Annotated in this window: 32 protein-coding genes; 18 read left to right on the forward strand and 14 right to left on the reverse strand. The window is 62.2% G+C overall.

Annotation, left to right across the window (positions count from 1 at the left end; translation table 11 throughout):
- Positions 1-136: 136 nt before the first annotated feature.
- From AC1D13_RS01040 to folK, 5 genes are read left to right on the forward strand one after another with little or no spacing between them, the layout of a single operon-like run.
- A complete protein-coding gene (locus AC1D13_RS01040) occupies positions 137-1,213 on the forward strand; it encodes an AI-2E family transporter (RefSeq protein WP_477666279.1) in 1,077 nt (358 codons plus the stop codon).
- 34 nt (positions 1,214-1,247) lie between these two features.
- A complete protein-coding gene (gene hda, locus AC1D13_RS01045) occupies positions 1,248-1,934 on the forward strand; it encodes a DnaA regulatory inactivator Hda (RefSeq protein WP_457279795.1) in 687 nt (228 codons plus the stop codon).
- Between the two features lie 17 nt (positions 1,935-1,951).
- Positions 1,952-2,629 carry an HAD family hydrolase gene (locus AC1D13_RS01050; protein WP_477666280.1) on the forward strand — a complete coding sequence of 226 codons (678 nt, stop codon included), beginning with the start codon at positions 1,952-1,954 and terminating at the stop codon, positions 2,627-2,629.
- Positions 2,630-2,635: 6 nt separating this feature from the next.
- Positions 2,636-4,270 carry a polynucleotide adenylyltransferase PcnB gene (gene pcnB, locus AC1D13_RS01055; RefSeq protein WP_477688785.1) on the forward strand — a complete coding sequence of 545 codons (1,635 nt, stop codon included), beginning with the start codon at positions 2,636-2,638 and terminating at the stop codon, positions 4,268-4,270.
- A 7-nt stretch (positions 4,271-4,277) separates the two neighbouring features.
- Positions 4,278-4,778, forward strand: coding sequence for a 2-amino-4-hydroxy-6-hydroxymethyldihydropteridine diphosphokinase (gene folK / locus AC1D13_RS01060; protein WP_477688786.1), 501 nt, complete (start codon positions 4,278-4,280; stop codon positions 4,776-4,778).
- A gap of 20 nt (positions 4,779-4,798) precedes the next feature.
- Here the strand turns inward: folK and AC1D13_RS01065 are convergent, their stop codons facing one another.
- Both AC1D13_RS01065 and pdxH read right to left on the reverse strand, forming a co-directional pair.
- Positions 4,799-5,152: a hypothetical protein gene (locus AC1D13_RS01065; protein WP_477688787.1), complete on the reverse strand. Its 354-nt coding sequence runs from the start codon at positions 5,150-5,152 to the stop codon at positions 4,799-4,801.
- A 7-nt stretch (positions 5,153-5,159) separates the two neighbouring features.
- Positions 5,160-5,810: a pyridoxamine 5'-phosphate oxidase gene (pdxH, locus tag AC1D13_RS01070; RefSeq protein ID WP_477688788.1), complete on the reverse strand. Its 651-nt coding sequence runs from the start codon at positions 5,808-5,810 to the stop codon at positions 5,160-5,162.
- A 123-nt stretch (positions 5,811-5,933) separates the two neighbouring features.
- On the opposite strand from pdxH, the gene AC1D13_RS01075 reads away from it, so the two are divergent.
- The 4 genes from AC1D13_RS01075 (at position 5,934) to AC1D13_RS01090 (ending at position 10,001) form a co-directional block, all read left to right on the forward strand.
- The gene (locus AC1D13_RS01075; protein ID WP_457279290.1) at positions 5,934-6,506 is read left to right on the forward strand and encodes a TetR/AcrR family transcriptional regulator; all 573 of its coding nucleotides are present in this window, start codon (positions 5,934-5,936) and stop codon (positions 6,504-6,506) included.
- 170 nt (positions 6,507-6,676) lie between these two features.
- Positions 6,677-7,135, forward strand: a complete 459-nt coding sequence (locus tag AC1D13_RS01080; protein ID WP_457279289.1) for a (2Fe-2S)-binding protein — start codon at positions 6,677-6,679, stop codon at positions 7,133-7,135.
- Positions 7,136-7,158: 23 nt separating this feature from the next.
- Entirely contained in the window at positions 7,159-9,453 is a 2,295-nt protein-coding gene (locus AC1D13_RS01085; RefSeq protein ID WP_457279288.1) for a xanthine dehydrogenase family protein molybdopterin-binding subunit, read from the forward strand.
- Entirely contained in the window at positions 9,453-10,001 is a 549-nt protein-coding gene (locus AC1D13_RS01090) for a nucleotidyltransferase family protein (protein WP_477666285.1), read from the forward strand. Before AC1D13_RS01085 ends, AC1D13_RS01090 begins: the two co-directional genes overlap by 1 nt.
- A gap of 25 nt (positions 10,002-10,026) precedes the next feature.
- On the opposite strand, the gene AC1D13_RS01095 is transcribed toward AC1D13_RS01090, so the two are convergent.
- Together AC1D13_RS01095 and AC1D13_RS01100 are read right to left on the reverse strand one after the other, a co-directional pair.
- Positions 10,027-10,551 (reverse strand): superoxide dismutase family protein, encoded by a 525-nt coding sequence (locus AC1D13_RS01095; protein WP_477666286.1) that lies wholly within the window; start codon positions 10,549-10,551, stop codon positions 10,027-10,029.
- 87 nt (positions 10,552-10,638) lie between these two features.
- Positions 10,639-11,184, reverse strand: a complete 546-nt coding sequence (locus AC1D13_RS01100) for a gamma-glutamylcyclotransferase (RefSeq protein ID WP_457279794.1) — start codon at positions 11,182-11,184, stop codon at positions 10,639-10,641.
- A 120-nt stretch (positions 11,185-11,304) separates the two neighbouring features.
- Here AC1D13_RS01100 and AC1D13_RS01105 point away from each other — a divergent pair, with 120 nt between their 5' ends.
- From AC1D13_RS01105 to eda, 3 genes are all read left to right on the forward strand, one after another.
- A complete protein-coding gene (locus AC1D13_RS01105) occupies positions 11,305-11,880 on the forward strand; it encodes an OmpA family protein (RefSeq protein ID WP_477666287.1) in 576 nt (191 codons plus the stop codon).
- Positions 11,881-12,043: 163 nt separating this feature from the next.
- Entirely contained in the window at positions 12,044-13,861 is a 1,818-nt protein-coding gene (edd, locus tag AC1D13_RS01110; protein WP_477666288.1) for a phosphogluconate dehydratase, read from the forward strand.
- Positions 13,862-13,899: 38 nt separating this feature from the next.
- Positions 13,900-14,514, forward strand: a complete 615-nt coding sequence (gene eda / locus AC1D13_RS01115; RefSeq protein WP_457279793.1) for a bifunctional 4-hydroxy-2-oxoglutarate aldolase/2-dehydro-3-deoxy-phosphogluconate aldolase — start codon at positions 13,900-13,902, stop codon at positions 14,512-14,514.
- Between the two features lie 100 nt (positions 14,515-14,614).
- Here eda and gloA read toward each other — a convergent pair whose 3' ends face one another.
- From gloA to AC1D13_RS01150, 7 genes are all read right to left on the reverse strand, one after another.
- Positions 14,615-15,025 (reverse strand): lactoylglutathione lyase, encoded by a 411-nt coding sequence (gene gloA, locus AC1D13_RS01120; RefSeq protein WP_457279283.1) that lies wholly within the window; start codon positions 15,023-15,025, stop codon positions 14,615-14,617.
- A 148-nt stretch (positions 15,026-15,173) separates the two neighbouring features.
- Complete coding sequence (locus AC1D13_RS01125; RefSeq protein WP_457279282.1) at positions 15,174-16,829, reverse strand: ATP-binding response regulator; 1,656 nt, start codon at positions 16,827-16,829, stop codon at positions 15,174-15,176.
- A 161-nt stretch (positions 16,830-16,990) separates the two neighbouring features.
- The gene (locus AC1D13_RS01130; protein WP_457279792.1) at positions 16,991-17,338 is read right to left on the reverse strand and encodes an N-acyl amino acid synthase FeeM domain-containing protein; all 348 of its coding nucleotides are present in this window, start codon (positions 17,336-17,338) and stop codon (positions 16,991-16,993) included.
- Positions 17,339-17,361: 23 nt separating this feature from the next.
- Positions 17,362-17,664: a hypothetical protein gene (locus AC1D13_RS01135; protein ID WP_457279281.1), complete on the reverse strand. Its 303-nt coding sequence runs from the start codon at positions 17,662-17,664 to the stop codon at positions 17,362-17,364.
- 310 nt (positions 17,665-17,974) lie between these two features.
- Complete coding sequence (locus tag AC1D13_RS01140) at positions 17,975-18,391, reverse strand: DUF6691 family protein (RefSeq protein WP_477666290.1); 417 nt, start codon at positions 18,389-18,391, stop codon at positions 17,975-17,977.
- A gap of 10 nt (positions 18,392-18,401) precedes the next feature.
- Positions 18,402-18,836 carry a YeeE/YedE family protein gene (locus tag AC1D13_RS01145; RefSeq protein WP_457279279.1) on the reverse strand — a complete coding sequence of 145 codons (435 nt, stop codon included), beginning with the start codon at positions 18,834-18,836 and terminating at the stop codon, positions 18,402-18,404.
- Positions 18,833-19,162 (reverse strand): ArsR/SmtB family transcription factor, encoded by a 330-nt coding sequence (locus AC1D13_RS01150; protein WP_457279278.1) that lies wholly within the window; start codon positions 19,160-19,162, stop codon positions 18,833-18,835. The genes AC1D13_RS01145 and AC1D13_RS01150 overlap by 4 nt, the downstream gene beginning before the upstream one ends.
- 78 nt (positions 19,163-19,240) lie before the next feature.
- On the opposite strand from AC1D13_RS01150, the gene AC1D13_RS01155 reads away from it, so the two are divergent.
- Positions 19,241-20,113, forward strand: coding sequence for an MBL fold metallo-hydrolase (locus AC1D13_RS01155; RefSeq protein ID WP_457279277.1), 873 nt, complete (start codon positions 19,241-19,243; stop codon positions 20,111-20,113).
- Here AC1D13_RS01155 and AC1D13_RS01160 read toward each other — a convergent pair.
- On the reverse strand, positions 20,110-20,664 hold the full coding sequence (locus tag AC1D13_RS01160) for a PaaI family thioesterase (protein WP_457279276.1): 555 nt from the start codon (positions 20,662-20,664) through the stop codon (positions 20,110-20,112). The genes AC1D13_RS01155 and AC1D13_RS01160 overlap by 4 nt on opposite strands.
- Positions 20,665-20,712: 48 nt before the next feature.
- Between AC1D13_RS01160 and AC1D13_RS01165 the strand changes: the two genes are divergently transcribed.
- The 4 genes from AC1D13_RS01165 to AC1D13_RS01180 all read left to right on the forward strand — a co-directional run bounded on the left by AC1D13_RS01165 (position 20,713) and on the right by AC1D13_RS01180 (position 24,024).
- Positions 20,713-21,192, forward strand: a complete 480-nt coding sequence (locus AC1D13_RS01165; protein WP_457279275.1) for a MarR family winged helix-turn-helix transcriptional regulator — start codon at positions 20,713-20,715, stop codon at positions 21,190-21,192.
- Between the two features lie 67 nt (positions 21,193-21,259).
- Positions 21,260-22,471, forward strand: a complete 1,212-nt coding sequence (locus tag AC1D13_RS01170) for an MFS transporter (RefSeq protein ID WP_477689132.1) — start codon at positions 21,260-21,262, stop codon at positions 22,469-22,471.
- A 17-nt stretch (positions 22,472-22,488) separates the two neighbouring features.
- The gene (locus AC1D13_RS01175; protein ID WP_477688789.1) at positions 22,489-22,962 is read left to right on the forward strand and encodes a MaoC family dehydratase; all 474 of its coding nucleotides are present in this window, start codon (positions 22,489-22,491) and stop codon (positions 22,960-22,962) included.
- An 87-nt stretch (positions 22,963-23,049) separates the two neighbouring features.
- Positions 23,050-24,024: a magnesium and cobalt transport protein CorA gene (locus tag AC1D13_RS01180; protein WP_457279273.1), complete on the forward strand. Its 975-nt coding sequence runs from the start codon at positions 23,050-23,052 to the stop codon at positions 24,022-24,024.
- 1 nt (position 24,025) lies between these two features.
- Here the strand turns inward: AC1D13_RS01180 and AC1D13_RS01185 are convergent, their stop codons facing one another.
- Positions 24,026-24,706, reverse strand: a complete 681-nt coding sequence (locus tag AC1D13_RS01185) for a DNA-3-methyladenine glycosylase I (RefSeq protein ID WP_477688790.1) — start codon at positions 24,704-24,706, stop codon at positions 24,026-24,028.
- Between the two features lie 119 nt (positions 24,707-24,825).
- Here AC1D13_RS01185 and AC1D13_RS01190 point away from each other — a divergent pair, with 119 nt between their 5' ends.
- The gene (locus tag AC1D13_RS01190; RefSeq protein ID WP_477688791.1) at positions 24,826-25,452 is read left to right on the forward strand and encodes a LysE family translocator; all 627 of its coding nucleotides are present in this window, start codon (positions 24,826-24,828) and stop codon (positions 25,450-25,452) included.
- Positions 25,453-25,454: 2 nt separating this feature from the next.
- Here the strand turns inward: AC1D13_RS01190 and AC1D13_RS01195 are convergent, their stop codons facing one another.
- Positions 25,455-25,856, reverse strand: coding sequence for an SRPBCC family protein (locus AC1D13_RS01195; protein WP_477666293.1), 402 nt, complete (start codon positions 25,854-25,856; stop codon positions 25,455-25,457).
- Positions 25,857-25,900 lie beyond the last annotated feature (44 nt).

The following is a 25,900-nucleotide window of genomic DNA, read 5'->3' on the forward strand; positions in this document are numbered from 1 at the left end:
GATTTGCAGCCCGGAAGCGGCCTGCAAGCCCGATAGAATTCAGCCTGAGATTCTAAAGGCTGCCCATCAGGCGCCTTTCGGGCCTTTCCAGGGACTTTTTCCAGGGTTCCTTCCGGCAAGCTCAACCCAAGGCTGTATGCAATTCACCACCACCCAAAAACGCGCCGCCACCTGGTGCGCCATCGCCGCGCTGGTCATCCTGGCGCTGTGGCTGCTGGGGCCGGTGCTGGCGCCCTTTGTCATTGCAGCCGTCCTGGCCTATGCATTGACGCCGCTCGTGAACCGGCTGGACGACATGGGCAAGGGCCGCCTGCCGCGCGTGGTGGCGGTGGTGCTGGTGGAGTTCCTCTTCATCGTGGCGCTGCTCGGCCTCTTTTTGCTGATTGTGCCCATCATGGCCAAGGAGCTGCCCGTGCTGCGCGAGCAAGTGCCGCTGCTGGCCGACAGGCTCAACACCAGCCTGGCGCCGTGGCTGGCGCAGTTCGGCATCCATGTCGCGCTGGACGTGGGCAGCATCAAGGCCTTTGTACTCAAGTACCTCAATGCCAATTTTGAAGACCTGTTCGGCTCGCTGATGTCGTCACTCAAGCTGGGCGGCAGCGTGGCGCTGGCCATCATCGGCAATGCGGTGCTGATTCCCGTGGCGCTGTTTTACCTGCTGATGGACTGGGACAAGTTTGTCGCTCGCGTGCTCGAACTGGTGCCGCCGCACCTGCGCGCGGGTTTTGACAGCTTCACTGACGAAGCCGACTCGGTGCTGGGCCAGTACCTGCGCGGCCAGTTGCTGGTCATGCTGATCATGGCGGTGTTCTATGCCGTGGGGTTGGCGCTGTTCGGCCTGGACCTGGCCCTGCCCATCGGTGTTTTTACCGGCCTGGCGATGTTCATCCCTTACCTGGGCTTTGGCCTGGGCCTGATGCTGGCGGTGCTGGCCGGCCTGCTGGAGTTCGCTTCGCTCAAGGCGCTCGTCATGGTCGCCGTGGTCTACGGCATCGGGCAACTGGTGGAAAGCCTGTACCTCACGCCGCGCCTGGTGGGCGAGCGCATTGGCCTGCACCCGCTGGCGGTGATCTTTGCCTTGCTGGCTTTCGGCCAGATGTTCGGCTTTGTCGGTGTGCTGGTGGCGCTGCCGGCCAGTGCGGTGCTGCTGGTGGGCATACGCCGCATTAAAGCCAGCTATATGGCCAGCCGGCTTTACAACAAGGCCGGCTAAGGCTGAACAGGGTCAGGATGAACGCATGGCGGGCATGAAACAGATTGCGCTGGACATCGGGCTGGCTTCAGCCCCGTCGTTCGCCAATTTTTTTGGCGGGCCGAACGAAGCCGCGCTCCGGCACCTGGAGCTGTGGGCCGGCAACACGCTGCGATCGCCGGTGCCAACCTACCTCTGGGGTGAGGCCGCCAGCGGCAAAACGCATTTGCTGAAAGCCGTGCGCGAAGCGCTGCGCGAGCAGGGTGCTGCCAGCGGCTGGATGGACGCCTCCATGCTCGAGCCGCCCGAGTTCAACGAATCCTGGGCGGCCGTCATCCTGGACGACTGCCATCTCTACACCGCCGTGCAGCAGCAGGCGGCCTTCAACTGGTTTGTCAACGCGCTCAGCGCGCCCGACGGACGTCCGCGCTGGGTGCTGGCCGCCGGCCAGATGCCGCCGGCCGACCTGGCGCTGCGCGAAGACCTGCGCACCCGGCTGGGCTGGGGCCATGTGTTTGCCCTGCAGGCCTTGACCGAACCCGAGCGGCGCGCCGTGCTGCGGCGCGAGGCCGATGCGCGGGGCGTGTTTTTGAGCGACGAGGCCATGGATTTCATGCTGACCCGCTTTTCGCGCGACCTGGGCAGCCTGATGCAGCTGCTTGACCAACTGGATGCATACGCCCTGCAAACCAAACGGGCCATCACGATTCCCTTGATCAAATCGATGCTGGAGAGCGAATAAGTGACTGTGACTGCGAAATGACTGCTTCCCGCAAGATTGCTTTATTTGACCTGGATCACACGCTGATCCCTATCGATTCCGATTACGAATGGGGCGAATTCACCATTGCGCTGGGCTGGTGCGACAGCACCGAGTTCAAGCGCCGCAACAATGAATTTTTTGAGCACTACCGCGCCGGCACGCTCGACATCCACGAATACGTGCGCTTTGCCACTGAAGCCATCCGCAAGCAGGGTGCTATCAATTCAGGAGCGGGTCACGCAAGTTTCATGCGGGACGTGGTGCAAAAAGCCATCACAAAACAGGCGCTGGCGCTGGTCGATGGCCACAGGGCCGCGGGCGATGAACTGGTCATCGTCACTGCCACCAACGAGTTCGTCACGCGGCCCATCGCCGACGCTTTCGGGGTGAAAGAGCTGATCGCGGTCGAGCTGGAGCGCGACGCCGACGGCTGGGTGACCGGCGAGATCAGCGGCACGCCCTCGGCGCGCGAAGGCAAGGTCACCCGCGTGGAACAATGGCTGGCAGCCCGCCAACTCGGCTGGAGCGACGTGGAAACCACGTTCTACACCGACTCCATGAACGATATTGCCCTGCTGGAGAAGGCCACCCACCCCGTCGCGACCAACCCGGACGAGCGCCTGCGGGCGCTGGCGACAGAGCGCGGATGGCGCATACTTGACCTGTTTATCTAGTTATCCATGATCAAAAAATTTATCGACAAGCTGTTTGGCAAATCTGACAGCACGGATCCCGGCGCCAAGCGGGTCAAAAAATCACCTTTCGGCCAGCGCCAGGATGTCACCGTCAAGGAACACGGCATCGATGTCTCGCTGGTGGACGACCGCGCCATGGACGTGGTGCGCACCCTGAAAGACGCCGGTTACGAGGCCTATATCGTCGGCGGTGCTGTGCGTGACCTGCTGGTCGGCCTGCGCCCCAAGGACTTCGACGTTGCCACCGACGCTACGCCCGAGCAGGTCAAGTCGCTGTTTCGCCGCGCCTTCATCATCGGGCGGCGCTTTCGCATCGTTCACGTCATTTATGGCCGCGGGCGTGAGCATGAAGTGATCGAGGTCTCGACCTTCCGCGCGCACCTTGACAGCAGCCTGGCCGAGCAGGTCGGCGGCAACGAGCGCACCAGCAAAAGCGAACTCGCCGGCATGAAGCATGCGGTCGATGCGTCGGGCCGGGTGCTGCGCGACAACGTCTGGGGCCCGATCGAGCAGGACGCTGCCCGCCGCGACTTCACCATCAACGCGATGTACTACGACCCCGAGACGCAGGTGGTGGTCGACTATCACAACGGCATCAGGGACGCCAAGAAAAAGATCATCCGCATGATCGGCAACCCGGCCGTGCGCTACCGCGAAGACCCGGTGCGCATCATCCGCGCCGTGCGCTTTGCCGCCAAGCTCAGCGCGCTGGGTTTCAAGTTTGAAGACAAGACGGTGGCCCCTCTGCGCGAGATGAAGGGCCTGCTGGCTGATGTGCCGCAGTCACGCCTTTTTGACGAAATGCTCAAGCTGCTGCAGACCGGCCATTCACTGGCCAGCATCGCGCAGCTCAAATTCCTCGGGCTGGGCACCGGCATTTATCCGTTACTCGACGTGGTGGTGGAAAACGCTGACGAACCTTTTCTGAAGCTCGCCCTGCAAGACACCGACCGCCGCGTCGGCGAAGGCAAACCGGTGGCGCCCAGCTTTTTGCTGTCATGCGTGCTGTGGTTTGATGTGCGCGAGGGCTGGGAGCGGCGCAAAAAGCGCGGCGAGCACCTCATGCCCGCGCTGCAGGATGCGATTGACGATGCCTTCAACGCCAAGATTGGCGACGTGTCGGGCCGCGGCAAGCTGGGCACCGACATGCGCGAGATCTGGACCATGCAGCCCCGCTTTGAAAAGCGCACCGGCAGCGCGCCGTATTCGCTGCTGGACCAGCCCCGCTTTCGCGCCGGCTTCGATTTCCTGCGTCTGCGCGCGCAGACCGGTGAGATCGAGATGGAGCTGGCCGAGTGGTGGGAGAAGTTCAGCACCGCCTACGACGACGAACGCCACGCCATGATTGAAGAGGCGCGCCAGGCGCAGCAGAACAAGCCGCAGGCGCCTCGGGTTCGCGTCAAGCGGCCTGATGGCGAGCCTGGTTTGGGCCAGACAAGCCATGCCGAACGCACCGTGCCCGATGCGGCTGATGCATCCGGCGAACAGGGCGACGTCGCACCCGCCAAAAAACGCCGCCGCCGCCGCAAGCCGGCCAATCGTGGCGGCGCAGGTGGGGCTGAAGGCGCAGGCGGCGAGGCTGCTGCTTCGCCTTCATCGGACAGCACTCCCAACGCCTGAGGGCCGCATGGTTTGCGCTTACGTTGCCCTGGGCGCCAACCTCGGCGATGCTGCGGCAGCACTGCGGCAAGCCGTTCAGGCGATAGGCCGGCTGCCGTTCACGCAGGTCCGCCAATCTTCCAGCCTCTATAAAACAGCGCCGCTGGATACCGACTCAGGAGCAGAAGCTTCAGCGCCCGGTGGTGATTACCTCAATGCCGTCGTCGAACTCGAAACCGGTTTGACCGCTCCCGACTTGCTGAGCCACTTGCAGCAGATCGAGCAAGAGGCCGGCCGCGAAAGGCCGTACCGCAACGCGCCCCGCACACTCGACTTGGACTTGCTGCTCTACGGCAGCGCCCGCATGGAATCAGAACGCCTCACAGTGCCGCATCCGCGCATGACGCAGCGGGCTTTTGTGCTGGTGCCACTGGCGGAGATTGCGCCTGAATTGGTCAGTGCAGAGCAGTTGGCGACAGTGGCGCATCAGTCCATAACGCGGCTGGACCACCTAACTGACAGCACCTAGCCAGGTAGATGCTTTGACATTTACAGATACTGGAGATATTTGGCCCAAATCATTCCCATGTATCCAAGAATGGCGCCGAGCAGAGCGGTCAGCATTAACGCATCGCCAGACCAGTTCCAAAGGAGGGTTAGAGCTGCGCCTGAGGCAGCACCGATAAGAGTGCGCGCGAATGAATTCTCTTTGACCTTGCATGGGGACTCTAGGTCGAATGCAAGAATGCCGCCCACGAGAAACCCAAAACACCCGGAAGTTGCAACCCATAGGAGCAGGCCGCTGAAGGGGCCGCCGTGAAGAAAAGTCTGCAGGAGGGTATACAGAGCAAACACTCCAGCTCCGACGGCCGCAACAAGAAACCCCTTTGCGATCCACTTCATTTCAGCCTTAGGGCGCCAGCCGTTCGCGCAGCCAGGTCGCGTCATCCTGGAGCGTGTACCGCAGCCGGTCATGCAGCCGGCTCTTGCGGCCTTGCCAGAACTGCCAGTTGTCGGGCTTCAGGCGGTAGCCGCCCCAGTGCGGCGGGCGCGGGGGCTGCAGCAAGAATTTAGCGCCGTATTTGGCCGCATTGGCCACCAGCACGCTGCGGCCGGAAATCACTTCGCTTTGCGGGCTGGCCCAGGCGCCTATGCGGGAGTCGAGGGGGCGGCTGCTGAAGTAGGCGTCGCTTTCTTCGGCGGAGACTTTTTCCACGACGCCTTCAATGCGAACCACGCGTTCAAGCTCTGTCCAGTGAAATTGCAATGCCGCATACGGGTTGCCGGCCAGTTCCTGGCCCTTGCGGCTGTCGTAGTTTGTAAACCAGGTGATGCCGTGCTCGTCGTAGCCCTTGATCAGCACGATGCGGGTAGAGGGGCGCAGGTTGCTGGCCACGGTGGCCAGTGTCATCGCGTTGGGCTCGGGCACTTCGGCGGCGATGGCTTCTTTCAGCCACTGGTCGAATTGCTGGAGCGGGTCTGCGGCTGATGCGTCTTCGTTGAGTTCGGCGCGTTCGTAGCTTTTGCGTAGGTCGGCAATGGAGAGGGTAGGCTGGCTCATGGCTCTGATTGTGCCCGCAGAGGCCATGTCCTTGCCTGCGGTAGACCTCGGTAGACCTCGGTAGACCTCGGTAGAGGGCGGGCTTGATACCGAATTAATATTCGTTTATATTCACACCCTTCCATGAAACCCAAAGACGACGAAAAGCAGCGAGCGATCGCCGAGGCCACCTTCAACCTGGTGGCCCAGACCGGCCTGAGCGGCCTGACCATGGCCGACATTGCCCGCACGGCCGGCATCGCCACCAGCACGCTGTACGTCTATTACCCGTCCAAGGACGAGCTGATCAGCCAGCTCTATGAAGAAGCCAAAACCGCCACCATGCAGCGCCTGATGGATGGTGTCATACCCGGGACTCCATTGCGCAGCCGTGTGCGCCGACTCTGGGGCAACCTGCTGCGGCACCGGCTGGAGCGTTATGCCGAGGTCGTGTTCCAGGAGCAGTATTACAACTCTCCCTGGTTCACGCAGGGCAACCGCGAGTTGTCGACCCGACTGGCGGCGAGCTTCTTTGCATTGATCGAGGAGGGCCAGAAGCAGGAGATTTTCAAGCCTGTGCCCTTGCCGTTGTTAACGGCCACCCTGGTGGGCTCGGTGCGGGAAACTGCCAACCTGATACGCACCCAGGTGCTGCCCGACGACGAGGCGGTGCACCAGGCGGCTTTTACCCTGTGTTGGGACGCCATCAAGGCCTGAATCTTTGAAACGCCTCTGAAAGGCAATACCCCTCATTTCTGCATGCCCAAGTTTTTACGGATAAAACCCTGATTTAAGCGAATATAAATTCGACAAGTAGCCTCCCTTTTTTTCTCACTTTTTTTCTCCCTTTTGATTTCCCACTAACAAAAACCGCAAGGAGTTCCACGATGCCCACCCTCAACATCAACGGCAAGGACGTATCCGTCAACGCCGACCAATCCACCCCTATTCTCTGGGCCCTGCGTGACACGCTGGGCATGACAGGTACGAAGTTCGGCTGCGGTGCGGCGCTGTGCGGCGCGTGTACCGTGCATCTCAACGGCGCGGCCATACGCTCGTGCATCACGCCGATTTCTGCCGCTGCCGGACAGAAGATCACCACCATCGAAGCGGTGGCCACCGACCGCGTCGGCAAAGCCGTGCAGGACGCCTGGGTCAAGCATGACGTGGCGCAGTGCGGCTATTGCCAGAGCGGCCAGGTGATGAGCGCCACCGCCTTGCTCAAGTCCAACGCCAAACCGAGCGATGCCGACATCGACGGCGCCATGGCCGGCAATATCTGCCGCTGCGGCACCTATGTGCGCATTCGCGCTGCCATCAAAGACGCCGCCCAGGCACTGGCTTAACTGGTTTAAAGAAGGAGAACACCATGTATTCCAACGCCACAGACACCTTCGACATCGCCGCTCAACTGCCAAAAGGCCTTCAAGCCCTTATGCATAAAGCGCAAGCAGCTACCAAAACCATAGCAGATGCTGAACTGCCTCGCCGCAGTTTCCTCAAGGTTGCAACCGCCGGTGGCTTTGCACTCGGCGCTTTTCCGATGCTGACGCAAGCGCAAACCATGGCCACGGCGGGTGCGCCGGCGGCATCCAGCCTCAAGCCGACCCAGCAGCCCTCGGCCTTTGTGCGTATCGACAAGGACGGTACGGTGACCGTCACCATCAACCGGCTCGACTTCGGGCAGGGCGTTCAGACCGGCTTGCCGATGATCCTGGCGGAAGAGCTGGATGCTGACTGGGCTTTGGTCAAAAGCCAGCACGGCAATGCCGACCCGGCTTATGTGGATCCGGCTTTCGGCATGCACCTCACGGGCGGCTCGGGCTCGATCAAAAACTCCTACACGCAGTACCGCGAGCTGGGCGCGCGCACCCGCGCCATGCTGGTCTCGGCCGCCGCGCAGCAATGGGGGGTTGATGCAAGCAGCCTGCGCACGCAGCAAGGCGTGGTGATTGGCCCCGGCGGCAAGCGCCTGACGTACGGTGAGCTGGCCGAAGCGGCCATGAAGCTGCCGGTGCCGGAGGCCGTCACGCTCAAGGATCCGAAACAGTTCCGCATCATCGGCAAGCCCACGGGCCGGCTCGATGCCCGTGCCAAATCCACCGGCGGCCAAAGCTACGGCATCGACGTGCGCCTGCCCGGCATGCTGACAGCCGTGGTGGCGCATCCGCCGGTGTTTGCCGGCAAGCTCAAGTCGCTGGACGACACCGCGGCCAAAGCCGTTCCCGGCGTGAAGGCCGTGCTGCGCGTGCCGCTGGACCGCGGCGGCGAGGGCGTGGCGGTGGTGGCCGAGGGCTACTGGGCCGCCAAGCAGGGCCGCGACGCGCTCAAGGTCGAGTGGGACACCAGCGGCGTCGAGAAGGTCGACAGCGTGCAGCAACTGGCCAGCTACCGCGCGCTGGCGCAGAAAACCGGCGCACTCAAATACAAGGACGACATCAGCAAGCTGGCGTCAGCACCCAGGAAGATCAGCGCCGAGTTTGTCTTTCCTTACCTGGCTCACGCACCCATGGAGCCGCTCAATTGCACGGTGCAGCTGAGCGGGCAGGGCGCGGACGCGAAAGCCGAACTCTGGCTGGGCACGCAGATGCCGGGGCTGGACGCGCTGGCCGCCTCCAAGGCGCTGGGCGTGGCGCCGCAAAACGTCAAGATGAACGTGCAGATGGCCGGCGGCGGCTTTGGCCGGCGCGCGATTGCCACCAGTGATTACGTGGTGGAAGCCTGCAATGTCGCCAGGGCCGCACGTGGCGCCGGGCTGACGGCCGCGGTGCGCACACTGTGGAGCCGCGAGGACGACATCAAGGGTGGCTACTACCGTCCCATGCATGTGCACCGCGCCGAGATCGGCTTTAACGACAAAGGCGAGATCCTGGGTTGGGACCACGTCATCGTCGGCCAGTCCATCGTCGGCGGGACGCCGTTTGAAGGTTTTATGGTCAAGGATGGTGTGGACGGCACCATGGTTGAAGGCATGAAGGAGCCTTACGATATCCCGATGCGGCTGTCCGTACATCACCCCAAACTCAATGTGCCGGTGCTCTGGTGGCGCAGCGTGGGTTCTACCCACACGGCGTACGTCATGGAAACGTTGATTGACGAAGTCGCGCGCAGCAGCGGGCAAGACCCTGTGGCCTGGCGCATGAAGCAGTTTGGCAGCAAGCACCCGCGCCACGCGGCCGCGCTGCAGCTGGCGGTCGACAAATCCGGTTACGGCAAACGCACTTTGCCCGCCGGGCGCGCCTGGGGCGTGGCGGTGCATGAGTCGTTCAACACCGTGGTGGCTTATGTGGTCGAGGCATCCGTCAAGGACAACACGCCGGTGCTGCACGGCATCACTGCAGGCGTGCATTGCAACCTCGCCATCAACCCGACCAGCATTGAAGCGCAGGTACAGGGCGCGGCGCTGATGGGTTTGTCGATGTGCCTGCCGGGTGCGGCCATCACGCTCAAGGACGGTGTGGTCGAGCAAAGCAACTTCGGCGACTTTCCCGTGCCGCGTATCACCGACATGCCGACGGTTGCCGTCTTCATCGTGCCTAGCGCCGATGCGCCCACGGGTCTGGGCGAGCCCGGCCTGCCGCCGTTGGCCCCCGCCTTTGCCAATGCGATCGCCAAGCTCACAGGCAAGCCGGCGCCGCGCGAGCTGCCCTTCAAGCTGGCGTGATGGCAGGCGGCAAGCCCACGGTGCTGGTGCTGGCCTCAGGCCGGGGTGAGCGCTTTGCCGCGTCGGGTGGCGGCACGCACAAGCTGCAGGCGCTGCTGGCCGGCAAGCCGGTGCTGCAGCACACGCTGGACGCCGTGGCTGCCAGCGGCTTGCCCTGGCACCTGGAAGATGCCGGCCACCCTGGCATGGGCGACTGCATCGCGGCCGCCGTGCGGGCCACGCCCGAAGCTGCGGGCTGGTTGATTTTGCCGGGTGATTTGCCGATGGTGCAGGCCGCCACGCTGCAGGCAGTGGCCGACGCGCTGGCGCAGCACGCGGTGGTGGTGCCGGTGTTCAGGGGCACGCGCGGCCACCCGGTCGGGTTTTCGGCCGCGTGCCGCGATGCCTTGCTGGATTTAAAGGGAAATCAGGGTGCAGCGCCCGTAGTACGTGCGCAAGCAGCTATCAATTCTGTAGCATTCATGGGCGTGGCCGATGAAGGCACAGTCACCGACATCGACACGCTGGACGATTTGCGCCGGGCTGAAGAACTGTTCAGCCAGCGTTGACCGCCCTGAACGGCCTCGGGAGCTCTCAGCCCTTTGCGATGACTGCGCAGGCCAGCCGCGGGCCGGAGTTGCCGGTGGGCTGGGTCTTGTAGTCGTCGGGGTCACGGTGAACGATCAGGCCCTTGCCGACGATGTCGGTCGTGCCGCTGCCGACTGAGAGGGTCTTTGATTCAAAGCTGAATTTCGCGACGCCGCTGGCATCGGCTTTCAGGCTGGGCAGGTCGCCTGTGTGATGGGCCATGTCGGCATGGCTGCCGTGCTGCTGGCCGGTGGGGTTGAAGTGCCCGCCTGCACTCATGCCGTCGCCGCTGGAGCAGTCACCTTTTTCATGCACATGAAAACCGTGCTCGGCATTGGGCTTGAGGCCGCGTATCTCGCCTGAGACCAGTACCTTGTCGCCGCTCTGCACAAAGCTGACGGTGCCGGAGGCGGTATTGCCGGTGGTACTTTGCAGCTGGGCCACGGCGCGCGGGCCGTTCATGGATGAGGCGCAGGCGGCCAGTACAAAGGCGGCAAGGGCGGTGGCGAGTGGTGCCAGGTGGTATTTCATGATGCAGGTCTCCTGATGGTTGATTCAGTGGCTGACTGTAGGGCGCCTTGTCCCTGCTGACAAGGCCGGGGCCTCCGCTGTCTGGGCCTATTTGGCCAGCTCCAGCAGCTTCCCCAGCGCGTGGTCGTGAATTCCCAGGGTTTTAAGTTTGTCGTAGGTGAGTTGCGCATATTCGCGCGTGGTGCCGTAGCGCCCGCACGAGTCCGAAAAGATCTGCCGGTAAACGTCTTCGCTGAGCACGCCCGTATGGTTGGGGCTGCGCTTGGACAAGGTGAAGGCCAGCGCCCGCACATTGCCCTCTGCAGTCTGGCAGCGCAGCCACTTGGGGTCGTACACGCCATTGGGCATTTCGCGTTCCCACAGCGCGGGCAGGGCGCCGGCAACCTGCGCCTGCGGTATCCGAAACACCATCCCCTTGCAACTGCCGCCGTGCAGGAGGCCAAACACCAGGCCCGGGCATTCCGGCGTGCCGCGGTTCAGGCGGCTCCACATCTTCAGGGCGCGGTGGTAGCCGTGGATGGTCGCAAAACGCTCCTCGGCATGTTCAAACTCCGGGCGCCAGATGAGCGAGGCATAGGCGAAGATCCAGAGATCGCTTTGGCCGCCCCATTCGCGGATGACGGTCTCAAGCATGTGGTCCGGGTTGCGGGAAACGCTGATGCCGGGGCTGGCGGCTTGTTGGGCTGAATTTTCCACAGCCGCACTTTACAATGCGCTGAGTTTTTGTGACGGATTTAGTGACGGGAGTGGGCAATGTTTTCTCAGGACGATGAGGGCCAGCAAGGCTTGGTGTTGGCGGTCGTTCTCGGCCTCGTGGCTTTCGTGATCGCGCTGGTGGTGGGGCTTTGCATGCATCGGCTCGGCCGGGCGCCTTCCGCCGCTGTTGCCCCTGCCCAAATATCCCTGCCCGTGCCAGAGGTGGCGCCGACGCTTGCCGAGCCAGCCAGCACCGTGGACCATGCCGCGAACATTGCCGGCCGGGCTTCGCAGGCTGCAGCCGACGCCGCCAGCGTGAAGGTGGAGCAAGGCGCGGTGCGGTTTTATTTTGCCTCGGGCGATGCAGACCTTGCGGACGGTGCGGGTGCTGCCCTGGGTGAAGTGGTCAAGGCCGCCAAGGCTGGCCGCACGCTGGTGATCACCGGTTTTCACGATGCCACAGGGGACGCCCAGAAAAATGCAGCGCTTGCCCGGCAGCGGGCCCTTGCCGTGCGCGAGGCACTGAAGCAGGCCGGTGTTTCCGATCGCCAGATTGTGCTGAAAAAACCCGAGCAGCTTGTAGGCGGCGGCAGCGACGCCGAAGCGCGGCGTGTGGAAATTACCCTCCAGTAAAGCCGCACTCACGGGTTGTTTCAGAACTTTGCAGAGCAGCTTTTGGGCTGCGTTTCGTAACCACGTAGTAACCATGTGGCGGTAAACAGGCCGGTAACCCGTTACCATAGAGTCAGTAATAAAGTTACATACCCAGTGACTTGACCATGACCGGAGTTACAACATGGCCCTTCACCCCGCAGTTTTAAAAATCACCGCCCGTATCGCAGAGCGCAGCCTTCCCACGCGCAGCGCCTACCTTGCACACCTGCGCGCTGCCGCCACCCGCGAACCCGGCCTGGACCGCATGGGTTGCGCCAATGTGGCGCATGCCTTTGCCGGCATGCCGCTGGACGACCGCTTCAAGGTGGTGACCGAGCGCAGGCCCAACATCGGCATCGTCACCGCCTACAACGACATGCTGTCGGCGCATACCCCGCTCCAGGCCTACCCGTCCTTCATCAAGGACGAGGCGCGCAAGCTGGGCGCCACGGCGCAGGTGGCCGGTGGCGTACCTGCGATGTGCGACGGCGTGACGCAAGGCACCAGCGGCATGGAGCTCAGCCTCTTCAGCCGCGACGTGATTGCCATGAGTACGGCCGTTGCGTTGTCGCACGACATGTTCGACGCGGCGCTGATGCTGGGTGTATGCGACAAGATCGTGCCGGGCCTCTTGATAGGCGCGCTGCAGTTCGGGCATCTGCCTACGGTGTTTGTGCCGGCCGGGCCCATGACATCGGGCATTCCCAACAAGGAAAAAGCCCACGTGCGTGAGCAGGCCGCGCAAGGCCTGGTCGGCCGTGACGCCCTGCTTGATTCCGAGTTCAAGTCCTATCACAGCCCCGGCACCTGCACCTTCTACGGCACCGCCAACAGCAACCAGCTGCTGCTTGAAGCCATGGGCCTGCACGTGCCGGGCACTGCGTTTGTGAACCCCGGCAACGCACTGCGTGAGGAGCTCACGCGCGAGGCGGCACGCACCGTGCTGGGCATCGTCAAGGCGAAGCGCTTTGCGCCCATCGGCCAGATCGTCGATGAAAAAGCCATCGTCAATGCCATGGTCGCGCTGCTCGCCACTGGCGGCTCCACCAATCACCTGATCCATTGGGTAGCCGTCGCGCATTCGGCCGGCATTGTGATCGACTGGAATGATTTTTCCGACCTCTCCGATGTGGTGCCGACGCTGGCCCACGTCTACCCCAACGGCAGCGCCGACGTGAACCAGTTCCAGGCCGCAGGCGGCCCCGGCTTCATCATTCGCGAATTGCTGGACGCGGGCTTCATGCATGAAGACGTGCTCACGGTGCGTGAAGGCGGCATCCGCGAATACACACGCGAACCGGCGCTGGCCGGCGCGGCGCTTGCCTGGCACGACGTGGGCGCTTCCAAAGACGAAACCATCGTGCGCACACCTGCCAAACCATTCAGCGCCACGGGCGGCCTCAAGCTGTTGCAAGGCAACCTGGGCCGCAGCGTGATCAAGGTGTCGGCGGTGCCTGACGACCGGCATGTGATTGAAGCGCCTGCGCGGGTGTTTGATTCGCAGGAAGCCTTGCACATCGCGTTCAGCGCCGGAGAACTCAACCGCGATGTGGTGTGTGTGGTGCGCTGGCAAGGCCCACAAGCCAACGGCATGCCCGAGCTGCACAAACTGACGCCGCCGCTGGCCGTGCTGCAGGGCAAGGGATTCAAGGTCGCGCTGGTCACCGACGGCCGCATGAGCGGCGCTTCGGGCAAGGTGCCGGCCGCCATCCATGTGTCGCCCGAGGCCGCTGCCGGCGGCCCGCTGGCCAAGGTGCGCGACGGTGATGTAATTCGTGTGGACGCCATCACCGGCGAATTGAAGGTACTGGTGAACGATGCAGAATGGACCGCCAGGCCGGTCGACACCATGCCTGCCGATTTGCGCGCGGCCAACGGCATCGGCATGGGACGAGAGTTGTTTGCCGGTATGCGCCGTCACGCGCTGACGGCTGAAGAAGGAGCTTTATCGTGGATATAAACCTGAACGTCAGCGGAAAACTGACCCCCCTGCAGATCATGCAGGATGCCCCAGTGATACCCGTGATTGTGCTGACCGACGTGAGCCAGGCGGTGCCGCTGGCACGTGCACTGGTGGCGGGCGGCATCCGCATGCTCGAAGTCACCCTGCGCACGCCGCAAGCGCTGGCCTGCATTGAGGCCATTGCGCGCGATGTGCCCGAAGCCGTGGTGGGGGCGGGCACTGTGCGTAGTGCCGCCGACGCCCAGGCCTGCGCCATGGCCGGTGCACGCTTTGCGGTAAGCCCCGGTTACACCCATGCGATGGGGCAGGCCTGCAGGGATGCGGGCCTGCCGCTGCTGCCAGGGGTGGCCACCGGCAGCGAGATCATGATGGCGCAGGAAGACGGCCTGACAGAACTCAAATTTTTCCCGGCCATGCAGGCGGGCGGCCCGGCCATGCTGAAGGCCTGGAACGGCCCCTTTGGCGATGTGCGGTTTTGCCCGACGGGCGGCGTCACGGTGGCCAATGCGCCTGAGTTTCTGGCGCTGCCCAATGTGGTGTGTGTAGGCGGGTCCTGGTTGACCCCTGCGGACACGCTGGCTCGCGGCAACTGGTCACACGTCACTGCACTGGCTTTTCAGGCCTGCCAGCTGGCACGCAATGCTGCCTGAGCCTGGCAGCCTGCCCGCTATTTATGAGGAAAATAGCGCTCCCAGCCTTTCTGGGTGAGCGCAAGCAGCTATTAAAAGAATAGCAGTGAAGCGCAATGAACTAACGCAGGCCAGCGCCCGCAGCACTTTCATCACGCTGGATCAGCTCAATCTTGTAGCCGTCCGGGTCCGTCACAAAGGCAATCACCGTGGTGCCGCCCTTGACCGGGCCGGCCTCGCGCGTGACGTTGCCGCCCGCCGTCTTGATCTTCTCGCAGGCCGCATAGGCGTCTGGCACGCCCAGCGCGATATGGCCAAAAGCCGTGCCCATGTCGTAGCTTTCGGTGCCCCAGTTGTAGGTCAGCTCGATTTCGGCCTGCGCCGGGTTGCCTTCATAGCCGACAAAGGCCAGGCTGTATTTGTACTCGGGATTTTCCGAGGTGCGCAGCAGCTTCATGCCAAGAACCTGCGTGTAGAAGTCGATGGAGCGTTGGAGACTGCCAACGCGCAGCATGGTGTGTAGGAGTCGCATGGTGATGAAGGTGGGAAGTGGCCGGACTGCCCATTGTCGCCAATCTTCGCTTCCTGTGCAGGCCGCTTGCGTAGGGATGCAAAGGCGATGGCGATGCATGCCGCGCAATGACCGATGAGGGACTTCGCGGGGTTGGATTTTCCCCGGGCTACTCTGTTGCCGCCAAAGCCTCCAGCATTTTTCCTTGCAGCAACTTCATGTCGCCATTTTTCAGGATGTAGCCATTCATGCCGGCGTTCAAGGCTGTCCTGACATCAAGCTCATCGGAGTTCCCGGAAAGTGCGAGGATAAAAATACCCTGATGCTCCCAATCACGCGAGCGAATCGCCTGGGTCGTCTGCACGCCGTTCAACCCGGGCATGTTCATGTCCATCAAGATCAAATCGACACTTGGGGTGCTGTCCAGGTGGGCCAGTACCTGGCGTCCCCCTTCGGCCTCCAGCACTGTCAAGCCCCAGCTTTTCAAGCGCTCCCCCACCATGATGCGGTTAAGTTCGTCGTCTTCGGCCAATATGACGGTTCTGCCCTCCAGCACATTGCCGGGGATGATGGGGCGGGCTGCCTGTCGAGGCGTTTCCGCAGCAGCGAGGGCCTTGCCCGTCCCGGTTTGCGGTATTGGGGGGAAGGTCAGCGTGAACTGCGTAAATTCACCGACCACGGAATCACAATGAATATCACCGCCAAAACTTTGCATGGTGCGTTTGCAATACGACAGCCCAAGGCCCGTCCCCTCGGCCTTTCCTGAGGTCATGAAGGACTCGAACAGGTGCGCCAACACCTCCTTGTCGATGCCCGGGCCCGTGTCTCTGACGGTCACCTTGTGATCGTCTACCGTCAGTACGATCGTTGCGCCGGACTTTTGGTCGAGGTAATAGAGCGCGTTCTTGATCAGGTTGAAGAGCACAAAAACATAGGGGGTTTCGTCTCCGTAAAAGGTGAAGTCCTTCACGACACGCACTGTGACACTGTCACGTAAGTTGCCACCATCACCGCGCAGGTGTCGATCGGAAAAACTGTATTCGTCCACCGCCTTCTGAGTTATTTTTGCGGCGGATAAATACTCAAATTTGCTTCGGTCCACCGCGCTGGACTTGAAGGATCCCAGGATCAGGTCAATCACCTGGTTACCCCTGTGTACAGCGATCTCCCCCATGTTGACAAACTGGCGCATGCGGGATGTGTGTTCGGCGGGGACCGCGATGCCGTTCGCGGGCAGCATTTCCCCGATACTCTCCAGGCTCATCTTGGCCTGTGCGAGCGGGTTGCGCATTTCATGGGCGATCGAGCCGGCAAGGGAGTTTGCGATGCGCAATTTTTCGGCATCTATCTGCTTTTCCGAAAGCTTGAATGCGGCGCCGCCGATAAGAATCAGCAGGTAGGCCGGAAGCTGGGCCACCATGTCCATGGGTATTGAGGGGTTGGGCGTGATGGCGACGTACAGCAACGCCGCGCTGCCGCAACCGATCACCAACATGGCAATCGTGTTGCGCCAGTCGGCGATCATGACAAGAAAACTGAGCGCGATAAAACAGTTGGAGATCGCGGGGATACCTCCGTGCCGCTTCAGCGAAAGAAATACATTGAAAAACGGCAGGCAATAGATCAATGCCCAATAGGAGTAGGAAAAGTAGTATTTTTTAAGTTTCTGTGGCCAGTGATTTTTCATGGCCAGCACGGTAAAGAGAATTACGACCAGCACCCGCATTCCCAGGTCATCGTAGGGGCGAGGATTGGGTTTCGTGAACCGTATCAGGTAAAACACCACATAGGTCAGGGCGCCTACGATGCCAATGTATTTGAGCAAGGGCCTGCCATGTGCGTGGTAAGCCTCATAGTGGCCAAAGAGTCTTTTTAACCAGCCCATATATATTTCAATTCTGTTGGCGCGGGAAAACCATCAACAGCAGCCTCTTCCGGTCTCTGGTGGAGGATGCTGCTGCAATATGAAATATTCCCGTGCATGACTTACTGACAGTCAGACGATTTGAGAATGTCCGGTACCTGTCCATGTATCAGGGTAAACGATTCGTCCGCCCCATCCACCCGTATATTGTTTGCGATGGGGGAAAACCCGAAACGCCTGTACAAGCGGCTCAGCACCGGCGTGCAGGAGGCAAAGAGGTCTTGCCCATCGGTATGCCGCGCAAGATACGAAACACCCAAAAATATGCATCGCTTCACAAGATCGGGGCCGCTTCTGTAATCGGGATTGAGCACAAGGCGCCCGATTTCCCAGCTGTTTCGGCAGGTCTCTGGCTCAATCAATTGTTTTTCCGCCAACAGCTTTTCAAGTGAGGTCAGCCCCCTGTGCATGGGAACCAGCCTCAAGGTGCCAATCACCACGCGTTGGAACTCAAATGCAAACACAAAGCCCAATTCGTCTCTTTTTTTTCTTGTTCAAAAAACCGCGCGTCACGGCATCCGGACGGCAGGTTGATGTGGCCGCGCAGGCTCTGGACTTTTTCCATCTTTAACGGAGTATCCAGATGGCAGAGCGTGATTTCCTCGACGAAGTTTCCCCGGGGAGGGGCCGAAATGAAGGGTGTTCCGCCGGTGAGGAAAATGGCGTCTGGAGCATCCATCGGCTGGCGCAGAACCTGGAAGGGGGTTGGCGCATGGTCGTTCAGGGAGGTAATCATTGCGTTGTATTTCCAGGTTGAGTGCTTGTCTTTGCCAAATGCTCTCATTCTTCTTTTGATGTTCGCGCAGTCTATGCGCCGTGCAAGGCTGAATCAAGCCTTACCCTGTCAGATATAACAGGGGCTTCCCCGCATATTCCGCTTGAATAGCGGGTCGAATCGAAAAAAGAACATAAATTGTCCGCATGCGGACAGTCGGCCGGGATCTTTGGTCCTGGTGCGAGCCCTTCTTTAAGGATATCTTTCGGTCAGGTCATCGAACCGGCTTTTTGGAGGGCCATGCCGGCCAAGTGGCGTAGTTGCGTGGGGGCTAGGGCCGCCGTCTTTCGAGCAACTCGAAGATCGCCATGCCGGCCAGCATGGCAAGCACAAACACGGTGGCCTTGGGTTCGCCCATGCCAAGGGCCACCAGGCCCGGGCCGGGGCAAAAACCGGCAAGCCCCCATCCCATCCCGAAGAGGGCGCTACCGGCCAGCAGCCTGCGATCCACAGGGCCCGCGGCCGGCAGTTTCATATCCGCGCCCAACAGGGAGCGGCTCCTTTTTTTAGCCAGCAGGAAAGCGAAGAGGCCCACGGCAATGGCGCCGGCCATGACAAAGGCCAGCGACGGGTCCCAGGGGCCGGCAAGATCCAGGAAGCCGAGGACCTTGGCGGGATTGGCCATGCCCGAGACGATCAGGCCCAGGCCGAACACCAGGCCCGCCAGCAGGGAGGACAGCAGCAGCATGGTCATTCTCCTAAAGTTTGAACAGATGGCGCACCAGAAACACCACGGTAAAACCGGTAGCCATGAAAGTCACCGTGGCCACCAGCGAACGCGGCGACAGCCTTGAAAGCCCGCACACGCCATGGCCGCTGGTGCAGCCCGCGCCATAGCGCGTGCCGACGCCCACCAGCAAGCCGGCGATGACCAGCAGGCCATAGCCGGCATCCACCTGTACGGGAGGCAAGGCCGAGAATGCGGCATAGGCCCATGGGGCGCCGACGAGCCCGGCGATAAAGGCCACGCGCCAGCCCATGTCGCTGCGCGCCGGCTTGAGCAGCCCGCCCAGAATTCCGCTGATGCCGGCGATGCGCCCGTTGAGCAGTACGAACATCGCGGCGGCCAGGCCTATGAGCAGGCCGCCCGCCAGTGCGGACCAGGGTGTGAAGGCGTTCCAGTCCAGGGTCATTGCTTGTTTCCTTCAGGGCAATACAGGCGGTAGAGCAACGCCAGGATTTCCAGCGTCCCGGGTTCGGCCACGCGGTAATAAATGTTCTTGCCGTCCCGGCGCGGGATGATCACGCCTTCATTGCGCAGCACACCGAGCTGCTGCGAGAGCGTGGGTTGGCGTATGCCCAGGTCCTGCTCGAGCTCGCTCACGCAGCGCTCGCCCTGCGAGAGCTGGCAGAGTAGCAGCAACCGGTCTTCATTGGCCAGCGCCTTGAGTGCACCCACGGCTTGTGCGGCCGCGTCGCGAAGCAGCCCGGGGTCCAAAACGGGAGGGGATGATTTCATGGCTGTGTGTTGGGGCTTCTTGATATTATATGAAAATATATAATGTAAAGGCGACCTCTTCGATGAAAGAAACCATCCATGCCAAGCCCGCTGAATCCCCAGGCATTTTTTGATCCCCTGACCGGGACCGTCACCTATGTCGTGGCGGACAGCGGCACAGGGCAGGCGGCCATCATCGACCCGGTGCTGGGGTATGACTTCAAATCGGGGCGCACCAGCACGGAGCTGGCCGACCAGGTGCTGGCCCATGTGGCGCGGCAGGGCCTTCAGGTCGAGTGGATCCTGGAAACCCACGCGCACGCTGACCACCTCTCGGGCGCGCACTACCTGAAGGCGCAGGCCGGCGGCAGGACCGCCATTGGCGAACATATATGCACCGTGCAGGCCACCTTCAAATCGATTTTTAACCTGGAGCATTCATTTGCGCCGGATGGCAACCAGTTCGACCACCTGCTCAGGGACGGCGAGATATTCAGGCTGGGCAATCTGGAGATGAGCGCCCTGCATGTACCCGGCCATACGCCCGCGGACATGGCCTACCTTGCGGGTGATGCCGTGTTTGTGGGCGACACGCTCTTCATGCCCGACGTAGGCACCGCCCGCGCGGATTTCCCGGGCGGCGACGCCCGCCAGTTGTACCGCTCTATCCGCAAGCTGCTATTACTGCCGGCAGAAACCCGGATCTTCGTCTGCCACGACTACCCGCCTGGAGAACGTGCGCCTCAGTGGGAAACCACTGTGGGTGAGCAGCGCCGCGCCAATATCCATGTGCATGACGGCATCTCCGAAGAGGCTTTTGTCGCCATGCGCGCGGCCCGGGATGCGACGCTGGGCATGCCCTCGTTGATTCTTCCTTCAATCCAGGTCAATATCCGCGCGGGTGGTTTGCCGCCGCCTGAATGCAACGGTGTCAGTTACCTCAAGATCCCCGTCAACGCCTTCGGCGCTTAGCTGGTCTTCTGCGCCGGTACCTCAAACACCAGGCAAGTTGTGGTCGCATGCGCATACAGCTTGCCGTCCGGCCCCACGATGCGGCCTTCTGCGGTGGCCAGCTGCCGGCCGCAGTGGATCACGGTGCCTATGGCGCGCAGCGGTCCGGTCTTGTGCGAGGCGGCGCGCACGATGTTGATGCTGAGCTCGGCCGTGGTGTAGGCCCGGCCCACCGGCATCATGGTGTGCACAGCGCAGCCCACGGCGGAGTCGAGCAGCGTGGCGTACCAGCCACCATGCACCGTGCCCAGCGGGTTGTAGTGCTTGAGCTGCGGTGTGCCCTGAAAGGTCGCTTTGCCGGGTTCGATTTCAATCAGCGCAAAGTCCAGTGTTTCGGCAATGTGGGGGTAGGGCAGCTCACCGGCCAACATGGCCTGCATCACTTCCATGCCGGTCTTGCCCATCACGTCTTCGGGCCGGGCCAGGCCCGGCTTGCCGCCGCCGCCGACCATGCGGGCGCGCACCGCGGCGCTTTGTTCCATCCACTGAGTCAATGTGTCTTGTGGGGTCATGGTGTTTATAAATGTTGCATATACAATGATTGTAGCTACAATTAAATTATGAGCGAGAAAACCCGCCTGTCAACCCAGGCCGAACTCAAAGTGCAGGGCTGCACCAATGTCAAGCTGCGCCAGCTGATGCGCCGCGTCGCGCACCACTACGACCTTGAAATGACCAAGGCGGGCCTGAAGACAACGCAGTATTCCCTGCTGACTTATGTGCTGAAGCTGGGCCCCATGCGACCGGGCGAGCTGGCGCGTGGCATGAAGATGAGTGCCTCCACCCTCACGCGCAACCTCAAGCCGCTGATCGACGCCGGCTGGATTGAGCTCGCCGCAGGCACCGATGCGCGCAGCCGTACCGTGATGCTGACTGACGCGGGCCGTGCCAAGCGTGAGGAGGCCCGATCGCGGTGGAGGGCTGCGCAGGAGCAGCTTAACGCGCTGCTGGGCGCCGGGCGTGTGCTGGCCCTGCATAACCTGATCAACGAATCTTTAGAGCTTTTGTCCCCCATCGAATCTGGAGCTGATGATGAGTAATACCGAGCCTTCCAATTCCTCTGCGCCTTCCGCTTCTTCCACTGCACTGCCAGCGCGCCGCATCGCGATGTGGCTGGTGCTGCTGGCCGCCGGCGGCACTTTTGCCCTCACCATGGGTGTGCGCCAGACCATGGGCCTCTTCCTGTCGGCGCTGAATACGTCCACCGCGCTGGGCGTAGGCAGCATCAGCCTGGCCTTCGCTTTCGGTCAGCTTTGGTGGGGGCTCACACAGCCCTTTGCTGGCGCGGTGGCTGATCGTATCGGCACAGGCCGCGTGATCTTTTTGGGTGTCGTGCTGGTCGCAGTGGGCACCGTCATCACTCCGCTCATGACCAGCACGGCCGGCCTGATATTTGCCATCGGCATGCTCGCAGCAGGCGGCGCCGGCATGGCGGGCCCGTCGGTGCTCATGGCCGCCAGCACGCGCCTGGTGCCACCGGAAAAGCGGGGTCTCGCCACCGGCATCGTCAATGCGGGCGGCTCCTTTGGCCAGTTCGCGATGGCGCCTATTGCCATTGGCCTGACCGCCGCTGTCGGCTGGGCCAGTGCGATGCAGTGGCTGGGCGCGCTGGTGCTGCTGGCGGTGCCTGCGGTGCTGGTGCTGAAAGGCAATTCGAATGCGCTGGCAGCCCAGGCTGCGGCGGCCTCGGGCACGAAAGCGCTGAGCGCACGTCAAGCCATTAGCCAGGCCATCGCAACGCCTAGCTACCGTTACCTCGCGGCGGGTTTTCTGGTGTGCGGTTTTCACGTGGCGTTTCTGGCGACTCACCTCCCCGGCGTGATAGCGGCCTGCGGCTTGCCGCCCGAAATTGGCGGTTGGTCGCTTGCGATGATTGGCCTCTTCAATATCGTCGGCAGTCTGGCCATGGGTTGGGCCGTCGGCCGCTGGCGCATGAAGTCCTTGCTGGCGCTGCTCTATGCAACGCGTGGCCTCGCCGTACTCATCTTCCTGCTGGCGCCCAAGACCCCGGCCGTGATGCTGATCTTTGCCGCCGTCATGGGCGTGACCTTCCTTTCGACCGTTCCGCCCACCGTGGGCCTGGTCGCCAAGATGTTCGGTACGGCCAACATGGCCATGCTGTTCGGCGTGGTGATGTTGTCGCACCAGGTGGGTGGTTTCCTGGGTGCTTATCTGGGCGGCTATATATTCCAGGCAACCGGCAGCTACGACTGGGTCTGGTACATCGACATCGTGCTGGCCACAGGCGCCGCCTTGGTGAACCTGCCGATCCGCGAGGCGCTGCTGCCTCGGCAAATGGCTGCCAAGGCCGCAGCCTGAAGGTGAAAGAACAAGGCATGAGCAAGGCCCCTGAAACCGCCGCCACCGCATTGCGCTACCTGGATGATTTGCAGCCCGGCGACCGCTTCGTCAGTGGCGAGCACGCGCTCGACGAGGCGCAAATCACCTCGTTTGCCGCGCAGTTTGATCCGCAGCCGTTTCACCTGAGTGACGAAGCGGCCAAGGCCACGCTGTTTGGCGGGCTGGCCGCCAGCGGTTGGCATACGGCGGCCATCACCATGCGCCTGCTGGTGGGGGGAGGGTTGCCGCTGGCCGGGGGCATCATAGGTGCGGGCGGGGAGATCAGCTGGCCCAAGCCCACACGCCCGGGCAATGTGCTGCGCGTTGAGACGGAAGTGGTAAGCGTGACTCCCTCGGCTTCGCGGCCCGACAGGGGCCGGGTGGTAGTGCGCAGCCAGACGTTCAACCAGCACGGCGAGGTGCTGCAGCAATCCGTCTACAACCTGGTGGTTCCGCGCCGGCCTGCCTAAGGGATAGGGTGGCGGCGATTTCGCTGTTGCGCCTGTAAGCGGGTGTGCCAGAATCCACGCAAGCAGCCAACTTGCGGGAAATATCAGATGCTCATCAATTGTGTGGTCTACCAGAACGGCACCAAACTGGCCGACATCCCGGTCACCGAGATCAGCGACTACATCTGCCGTCCCGATGCTTTCGTCTGGGTGGCGTTGCAAGACGCCACGCCGGAAGAGCTTGAAGAAATGCAGCATGAGTTCGGCCTGCATGAACTGGCGGTCGAAGATGCCCGGCACGGCCACCAACGCCCGAAAATCGAGGAATACGGCGCTTCGCTGTTTTCGGTACTGCACCTGATTGAGCAGTCCAACGACAAGCCGGGCGAACTCCACGTCGGCGAGGTGGATGTGTTCACCGGGAAAAACTATGTACTCTCGGTGCGCAACCGCAGCCAGAAGGGGTTTCTGGGCGTGCGTGAACGCTGCGAGCGCGAACCGGAGTTGCTGCGCAACGGTTCGGGTTTTGTGCTGTACGCCCTGATGGACGCGGTGGTTGACCGCTACTTTCCCATCCTCGACGCACTCGAGACCGAGCTGGAGCTCATCGAGAAGGAAATCTTCACGCCTGGTGCTGCGCGAAAGAACATCGAACGGCTCTACGAACTCAAGGGCAGCGTGATGGTGCTCAAGCACGCAGTGGCGCCGCTGCTCGAAGGGGCCAGCAAACTCTATGGCGGCCGGGTTCCGCAAATTTGCAGCGGTGTGCAGGATTACTTTCGTGACGTGGTCGACCATTTGTCGCGCATCAACGCACTGATCGAAAACATGCGCGACACCATAGGCACTGCTATCCAGGTGAACCTGGCGATGGTGACCATCGAGGAAAGCGAGGTGACCAAGAAGCTCGCGGCCTGGGCCAGTATCTTTGCGGTCTGCACGGCGTTTGCCGGCATATGGGGCATGAACTTCGAAGCCATGCCCGAACTCAAATGGCGTTACGGCTATCTCATGGCCATCAGCATGATTGTGGTGGCGTGCTCGCTGCTGTACTGGCGTTTCAAGCGAGCGCGCTGGTTATAACTTACGGCACCTTGGGCGGGGTGAAAGCCTTGCGGGCGGCCAGCGCCGCCTTGCGGCTGGTGCATCCCTCGATGTGGTCGTTGACCAGACCCATAGCCTGCATGAAGGCATACATCGTGGTGGGGCCCACAAAACTCCAGCCGCGCTTTTTGAGATCCTTGGACAGGGCGACGGAGGCGGGGGAAGTCGGCATGGCTTTGACGGCCTCATGTGTGATGCGCGCGGGCCGGCTCTTGGCCTCGGGCTCCAGCCGCCAGACAAAAGCGCCCAGTGAGCCAAATTCTTTGCGCAGTTCGATGACGCGCTTTGCATTGTTAATGGTCGAAGCAATCTTCCCCGCATGCCGCACGATGCCCGCGTCGTTGACCAGGCGTTTGATGTCGCGCGCGTCAAAGCGGGCCACCTGCTCGGCATCGAAGTTCGCGAACGCGCTGCGAAAGGATTCGCGTTTGTTCAGGATGGTCAGCCAGCTGAGGCCAGCCTGAAAGCCTTCGAGGCAGATTTTTTCAAAAAGCCGGCGTTCATCGTCCACCGGAAAGCCCCACTCGCTGTCGTGGTAGTTGCGGTAAAGGGGCGTTGCCTGGCACCAGGCGCAGCGCGCGGTGTGGGTGTCATCGATAAAAATGCCGGCAGCCGGCGAGGGTGCAACGTTGGGGCGCTTGGGAGGGGTGGCGGAAGGCATGGGCAATTTTAGGCAGATGCGGGCAGGGCGGTGCGCGTGAGGTGACTCATCTTTGGCAGCCCGGCAGTATCATGACGCACGCTCCCTCTCACCGATCCACAACTTCGGAACAACGCACCATGTCCATCCAGCTTTGGCTCGCTTTCGTCGCCGCAACCGTCGTCCTGCTCATCATCCCGGGCCCGACCATCCTGACGGTCATCAGCTACTCGATGGCGCACGGCAAGCGTGCCAACATTCCGTTGGTGGCCGCCGTGGCGTTGGGTGACTCGACGGCGCTGGTGGTCTCGTTGTTCGGCCTGGGCGCCTTGCTCGCGGCCTCGGCCTTCTGGTTCACGGTAGTCAAGTGGGCGGGCGGCCTGTATTTGCTTTACCTGGGCATCAAGCTCCTGCGCGCCGGAATTTCGCCCATGCAGACCGCAGCGCCCGAGGCGCCGGGCTCCTTGTGGAGGCTGTTCGGCAATACCTACCTGGTCACCGCACTCAACCCCAAGGGCATTGTGTTTTTTGTGGCTTTCTTGCCCCAGTTCATTAACCCCGGCGCCGACGTGACGCGACAGCTCTGGGTGCTGGCGGTGACCTTTGTGTTGATGGCCAGCCTGAACGCCACGCTGTACGCGGTGTTTGCCACTTCGGCCCGCACACTGCTGGCCTCGCCGCGCGCGCAGCGGCGTTTTAATTTCGCGGGCGGCTCGCTGCTGTCCACGGCGGGTGTCTGGGCCTTGCTGGCCAAGCGCCCGGCCTGAATTCAAACGGCCGGCCTGCCGAGTGCCTGCTGCATCACCGCCGCGCCCTGGGTCATCATCACGTCGATGTATTCCCCCGGCGCATCGGGCAGCACGTCGGTGATCCAGACAAAGCGGGTGCGGTTTTCGCCCTCGGTAAACAGCTGCGCCGAAGCCATGTGATGGGTGGCCTTGCCGCCGACCACGGTGTAGCTGAGGCGGTGCATCCCTTCATGGATGCCCACCAGCACTTCGTGCGCAACCATGCCGTTGGCAAAGGTTACGGTGCGGCCGCCTTCGCCGGGCTTGCAGTCGACCACGAAGCCCGGCGCAAGGCGCCGGTGCACAGCGTTGAAATCGCGCAGCGCGTCCCAGACGCTGTCTATGCCGGCGTCGACGGTGAATTCCTTGTAGATCGTGGCCATGGTGACCCCAGTCTGGCTGGCGTCGGAGTGACGCCTTGTCATTG

The sequence above is a fragment of the Polaromonas sp. P1_E12 genome, from assembly GCF_056405975.1.

Coding starts and splice junctions, on each gene's coding strand:
- AC1D13_RS01040 (WP_477666279.1), top strand. CDS start 137: ATGCAATTCACCACCACCCAAAAACGCGCCGCCACCTGGTGCGCCATC.
- hda (WP_457279795.1), top strand. CDS start 1,248: ATGAAACAGATTGCGCTGGACATCGGGCTGGCTTCAGCCCCGTCGTTC.
- AC1D13_RS01050 (WP_477666280.1), top strand. CDS start 1,952: ATGACTGCTTCCCGCAAGATTGCTTTATTTGACCTGGATCACACGCTG.
- pcnB (WP_477688785.1), top strand. CDS start 2,636: ATGATCAAAAAATTTATCGACAAGCTGTTTGGCAAATCTGACAGCACG.
- folK (WP_477688786.1), top strand. CDS start 4,278: ATGGTTTGCGCTTACGTTGCCCTGGGCGCCAACCTCGGCGATGCTGCG.
- AC1D13_RS01065 (WP_477688787.1), bottom strand. CDS start 5,152: ATGAAGTGGATCGCAAAGGGGTTTCTTGTTGCGGCCGTCGGAGCTGGA.
- pdxH (WP_477688788.1), bottom strand. CDS start 5,810: ATGAGCCAGCCTACCCTCTCCATTGCCGACCTACGCAAAAGCTACGAA.
- AC1D13_RS01075 (WP_457279290.1), top strand. CDS start 5,934: ATGAAACCCAAAGACGACGAAAAGCAGCGAGCGATCGCCGAGGCCACC.
- AC1D13_RS01080 (WP_457279289.1), top strand. CDS start 6,677: ATGCCCACCCTCAACATCAACGGCAAGGACGTATCCGTCAACGCCGAC.
- AC1D13_RS01085 (WP_457279288.1), top strand. CDS start 7,159: ATGTATTCCAACGCCACAGACACCTTCGACATCGCCGCTCAACTGCCA.
- AC1D13_RS01090 (WP_477666285.1), top strand. CDS start 9,453: ATGGCAGGCGGCAAGCCCACGGTGCTGGTGCTGGCCTCAGGCCGGGGT.
- AC1D13_RS01095 (WP_477666286.1), bottom strand. CDS start 10,551: ATGAAATACCACCTGGCACCACTCGCCACCGCCCTTGCCGCCTTTGTA.
- AC1D13_RS01100 (WP_457279794.1), bottom strand. CDS start 11,184: ATGCTTGAGACCGTCATCCGCGAATGGGGCGGCCAAAGCGATCTCTGG.
- AC1D13_RS01105 (WP_477666287.1), top strand. CDS start 11,305: ATGTTTTCTCAGGACGATGAGGGCCAGCAAGGCTTGGTGTTGGCGGTC.
- edd (WP_477666288.1), top strand. CDS start 12,044: ATGGCCCTTCACCCCGCAGTTTTAAAAATCACCGCCCGTATCGCAGAG.
- eda (WP_457279793.1), top strand. CDS start 13,900: ATGCAGGATGCCCCAGTGATACCCGTGATTGTGCTGACCGACGTGAGC.
- gloA (WP_457279283.1), bottom strand. CDS start 15,025: ATGCGACTCCTACACACCATGCTGCGCGTTGGCAGTCTCCAACGCTCC.
- AC1D13_RS01130 (WP_457279792.1), bottom strand. CDS start 17,338: ATGCACAGGGGGCTGACCTCACTTGAAAAGCTGTTGGCGGAAAAACAA.
- AC1D13_RS01135 (WP_457279281.1), bottom strand. CDS start 17,664: ATGATTACCTCCCTGAACGACCATGCGCCAACCCCCTTCCAGGTTCTG.
- AC1D13_RS01140 (WP_477666290.1), bottom strand. CDS start 18,391: ATGCTGCTGCTGTCCTCCCTGCTGGCGGGCCTGGTGTTCGGCCTGGGC.
- AC1D13_RS01145 (WP_457279279.1), bottom strand. CDS start 18,836: ATGACCCTGGACTGGAACGCCTTCACACCCTGGTCCGCACTGGCGGGC.
- AC1D13_RS01150 (WP_457279278.1), bottom strand. CDS start 19,162: ATGAAATCATCCCCTCCCGTTTTGGACCCCGGGCTGCTTCGCGACGCG.
- AC1D13_RS01155 (WP_457279277.1), top strand. CDS start 19,241: ATGCCAAGCCCGCTGAATCCCCAGGCATTTTTTGATCCCCTGACCGGG.
- AC1D13_RS01160 (WP_457279276.1), bottom strand. CDS start 20,664: ATGACCCCACAAGACACATTGACTCAGTGGATGGAACAAAGCGCCGCG.
- AC1D13_RS01165 (WP_457279275.1), top strand. CDS start 20,713: ATGAGCGAGAAAACCCGCCTGTCAACCCAGGCCGAACTCAAAGTGCAG.
- AC1D13_RS01170 (WP_477689132.1), top strand. CDS start 21,260: ATGTGGCTGGTGCTGCTGGCCGCCGGCGGCACTTTTGCCCTCACCATG.
- AC1D13_RS01175 (WP_477688789.1), top strand. CDS start 22,489: ATGAGCAAGGCCCCTGAAACCGCCGCCACCGCATTGCGCTACCTGGAT.
- AC1D13_RS01180 (WP_457279273.1), top strand. CDS start 23,050: ATGCTCATCAATTGTGTGGTCTACCAGAACGGCACCAAACTGGCCGAC.
- AC1D13_RS01185 (WP_477688790.1), bottom strand. CDS start 24,706: ATGCCTTCCGCCACCCCTCCCAAGCGCCCCAACGTTGCACCCTCGCCG.
- AC1D13_RS01190 (WP_477688791.1), top strand. CDS start 24,826: ATGTCCATCCAGCTTTGGCTCGCTTTCGTCGCCGCAACCGTCGTCCTG.
- AC1D13_RS01195 (WP_477666293.1), bottom strand. CDS start 25,856: ATGGCCACGATCTACAAGGAATTCACCGTCGACGCCGGCATAGACAGC.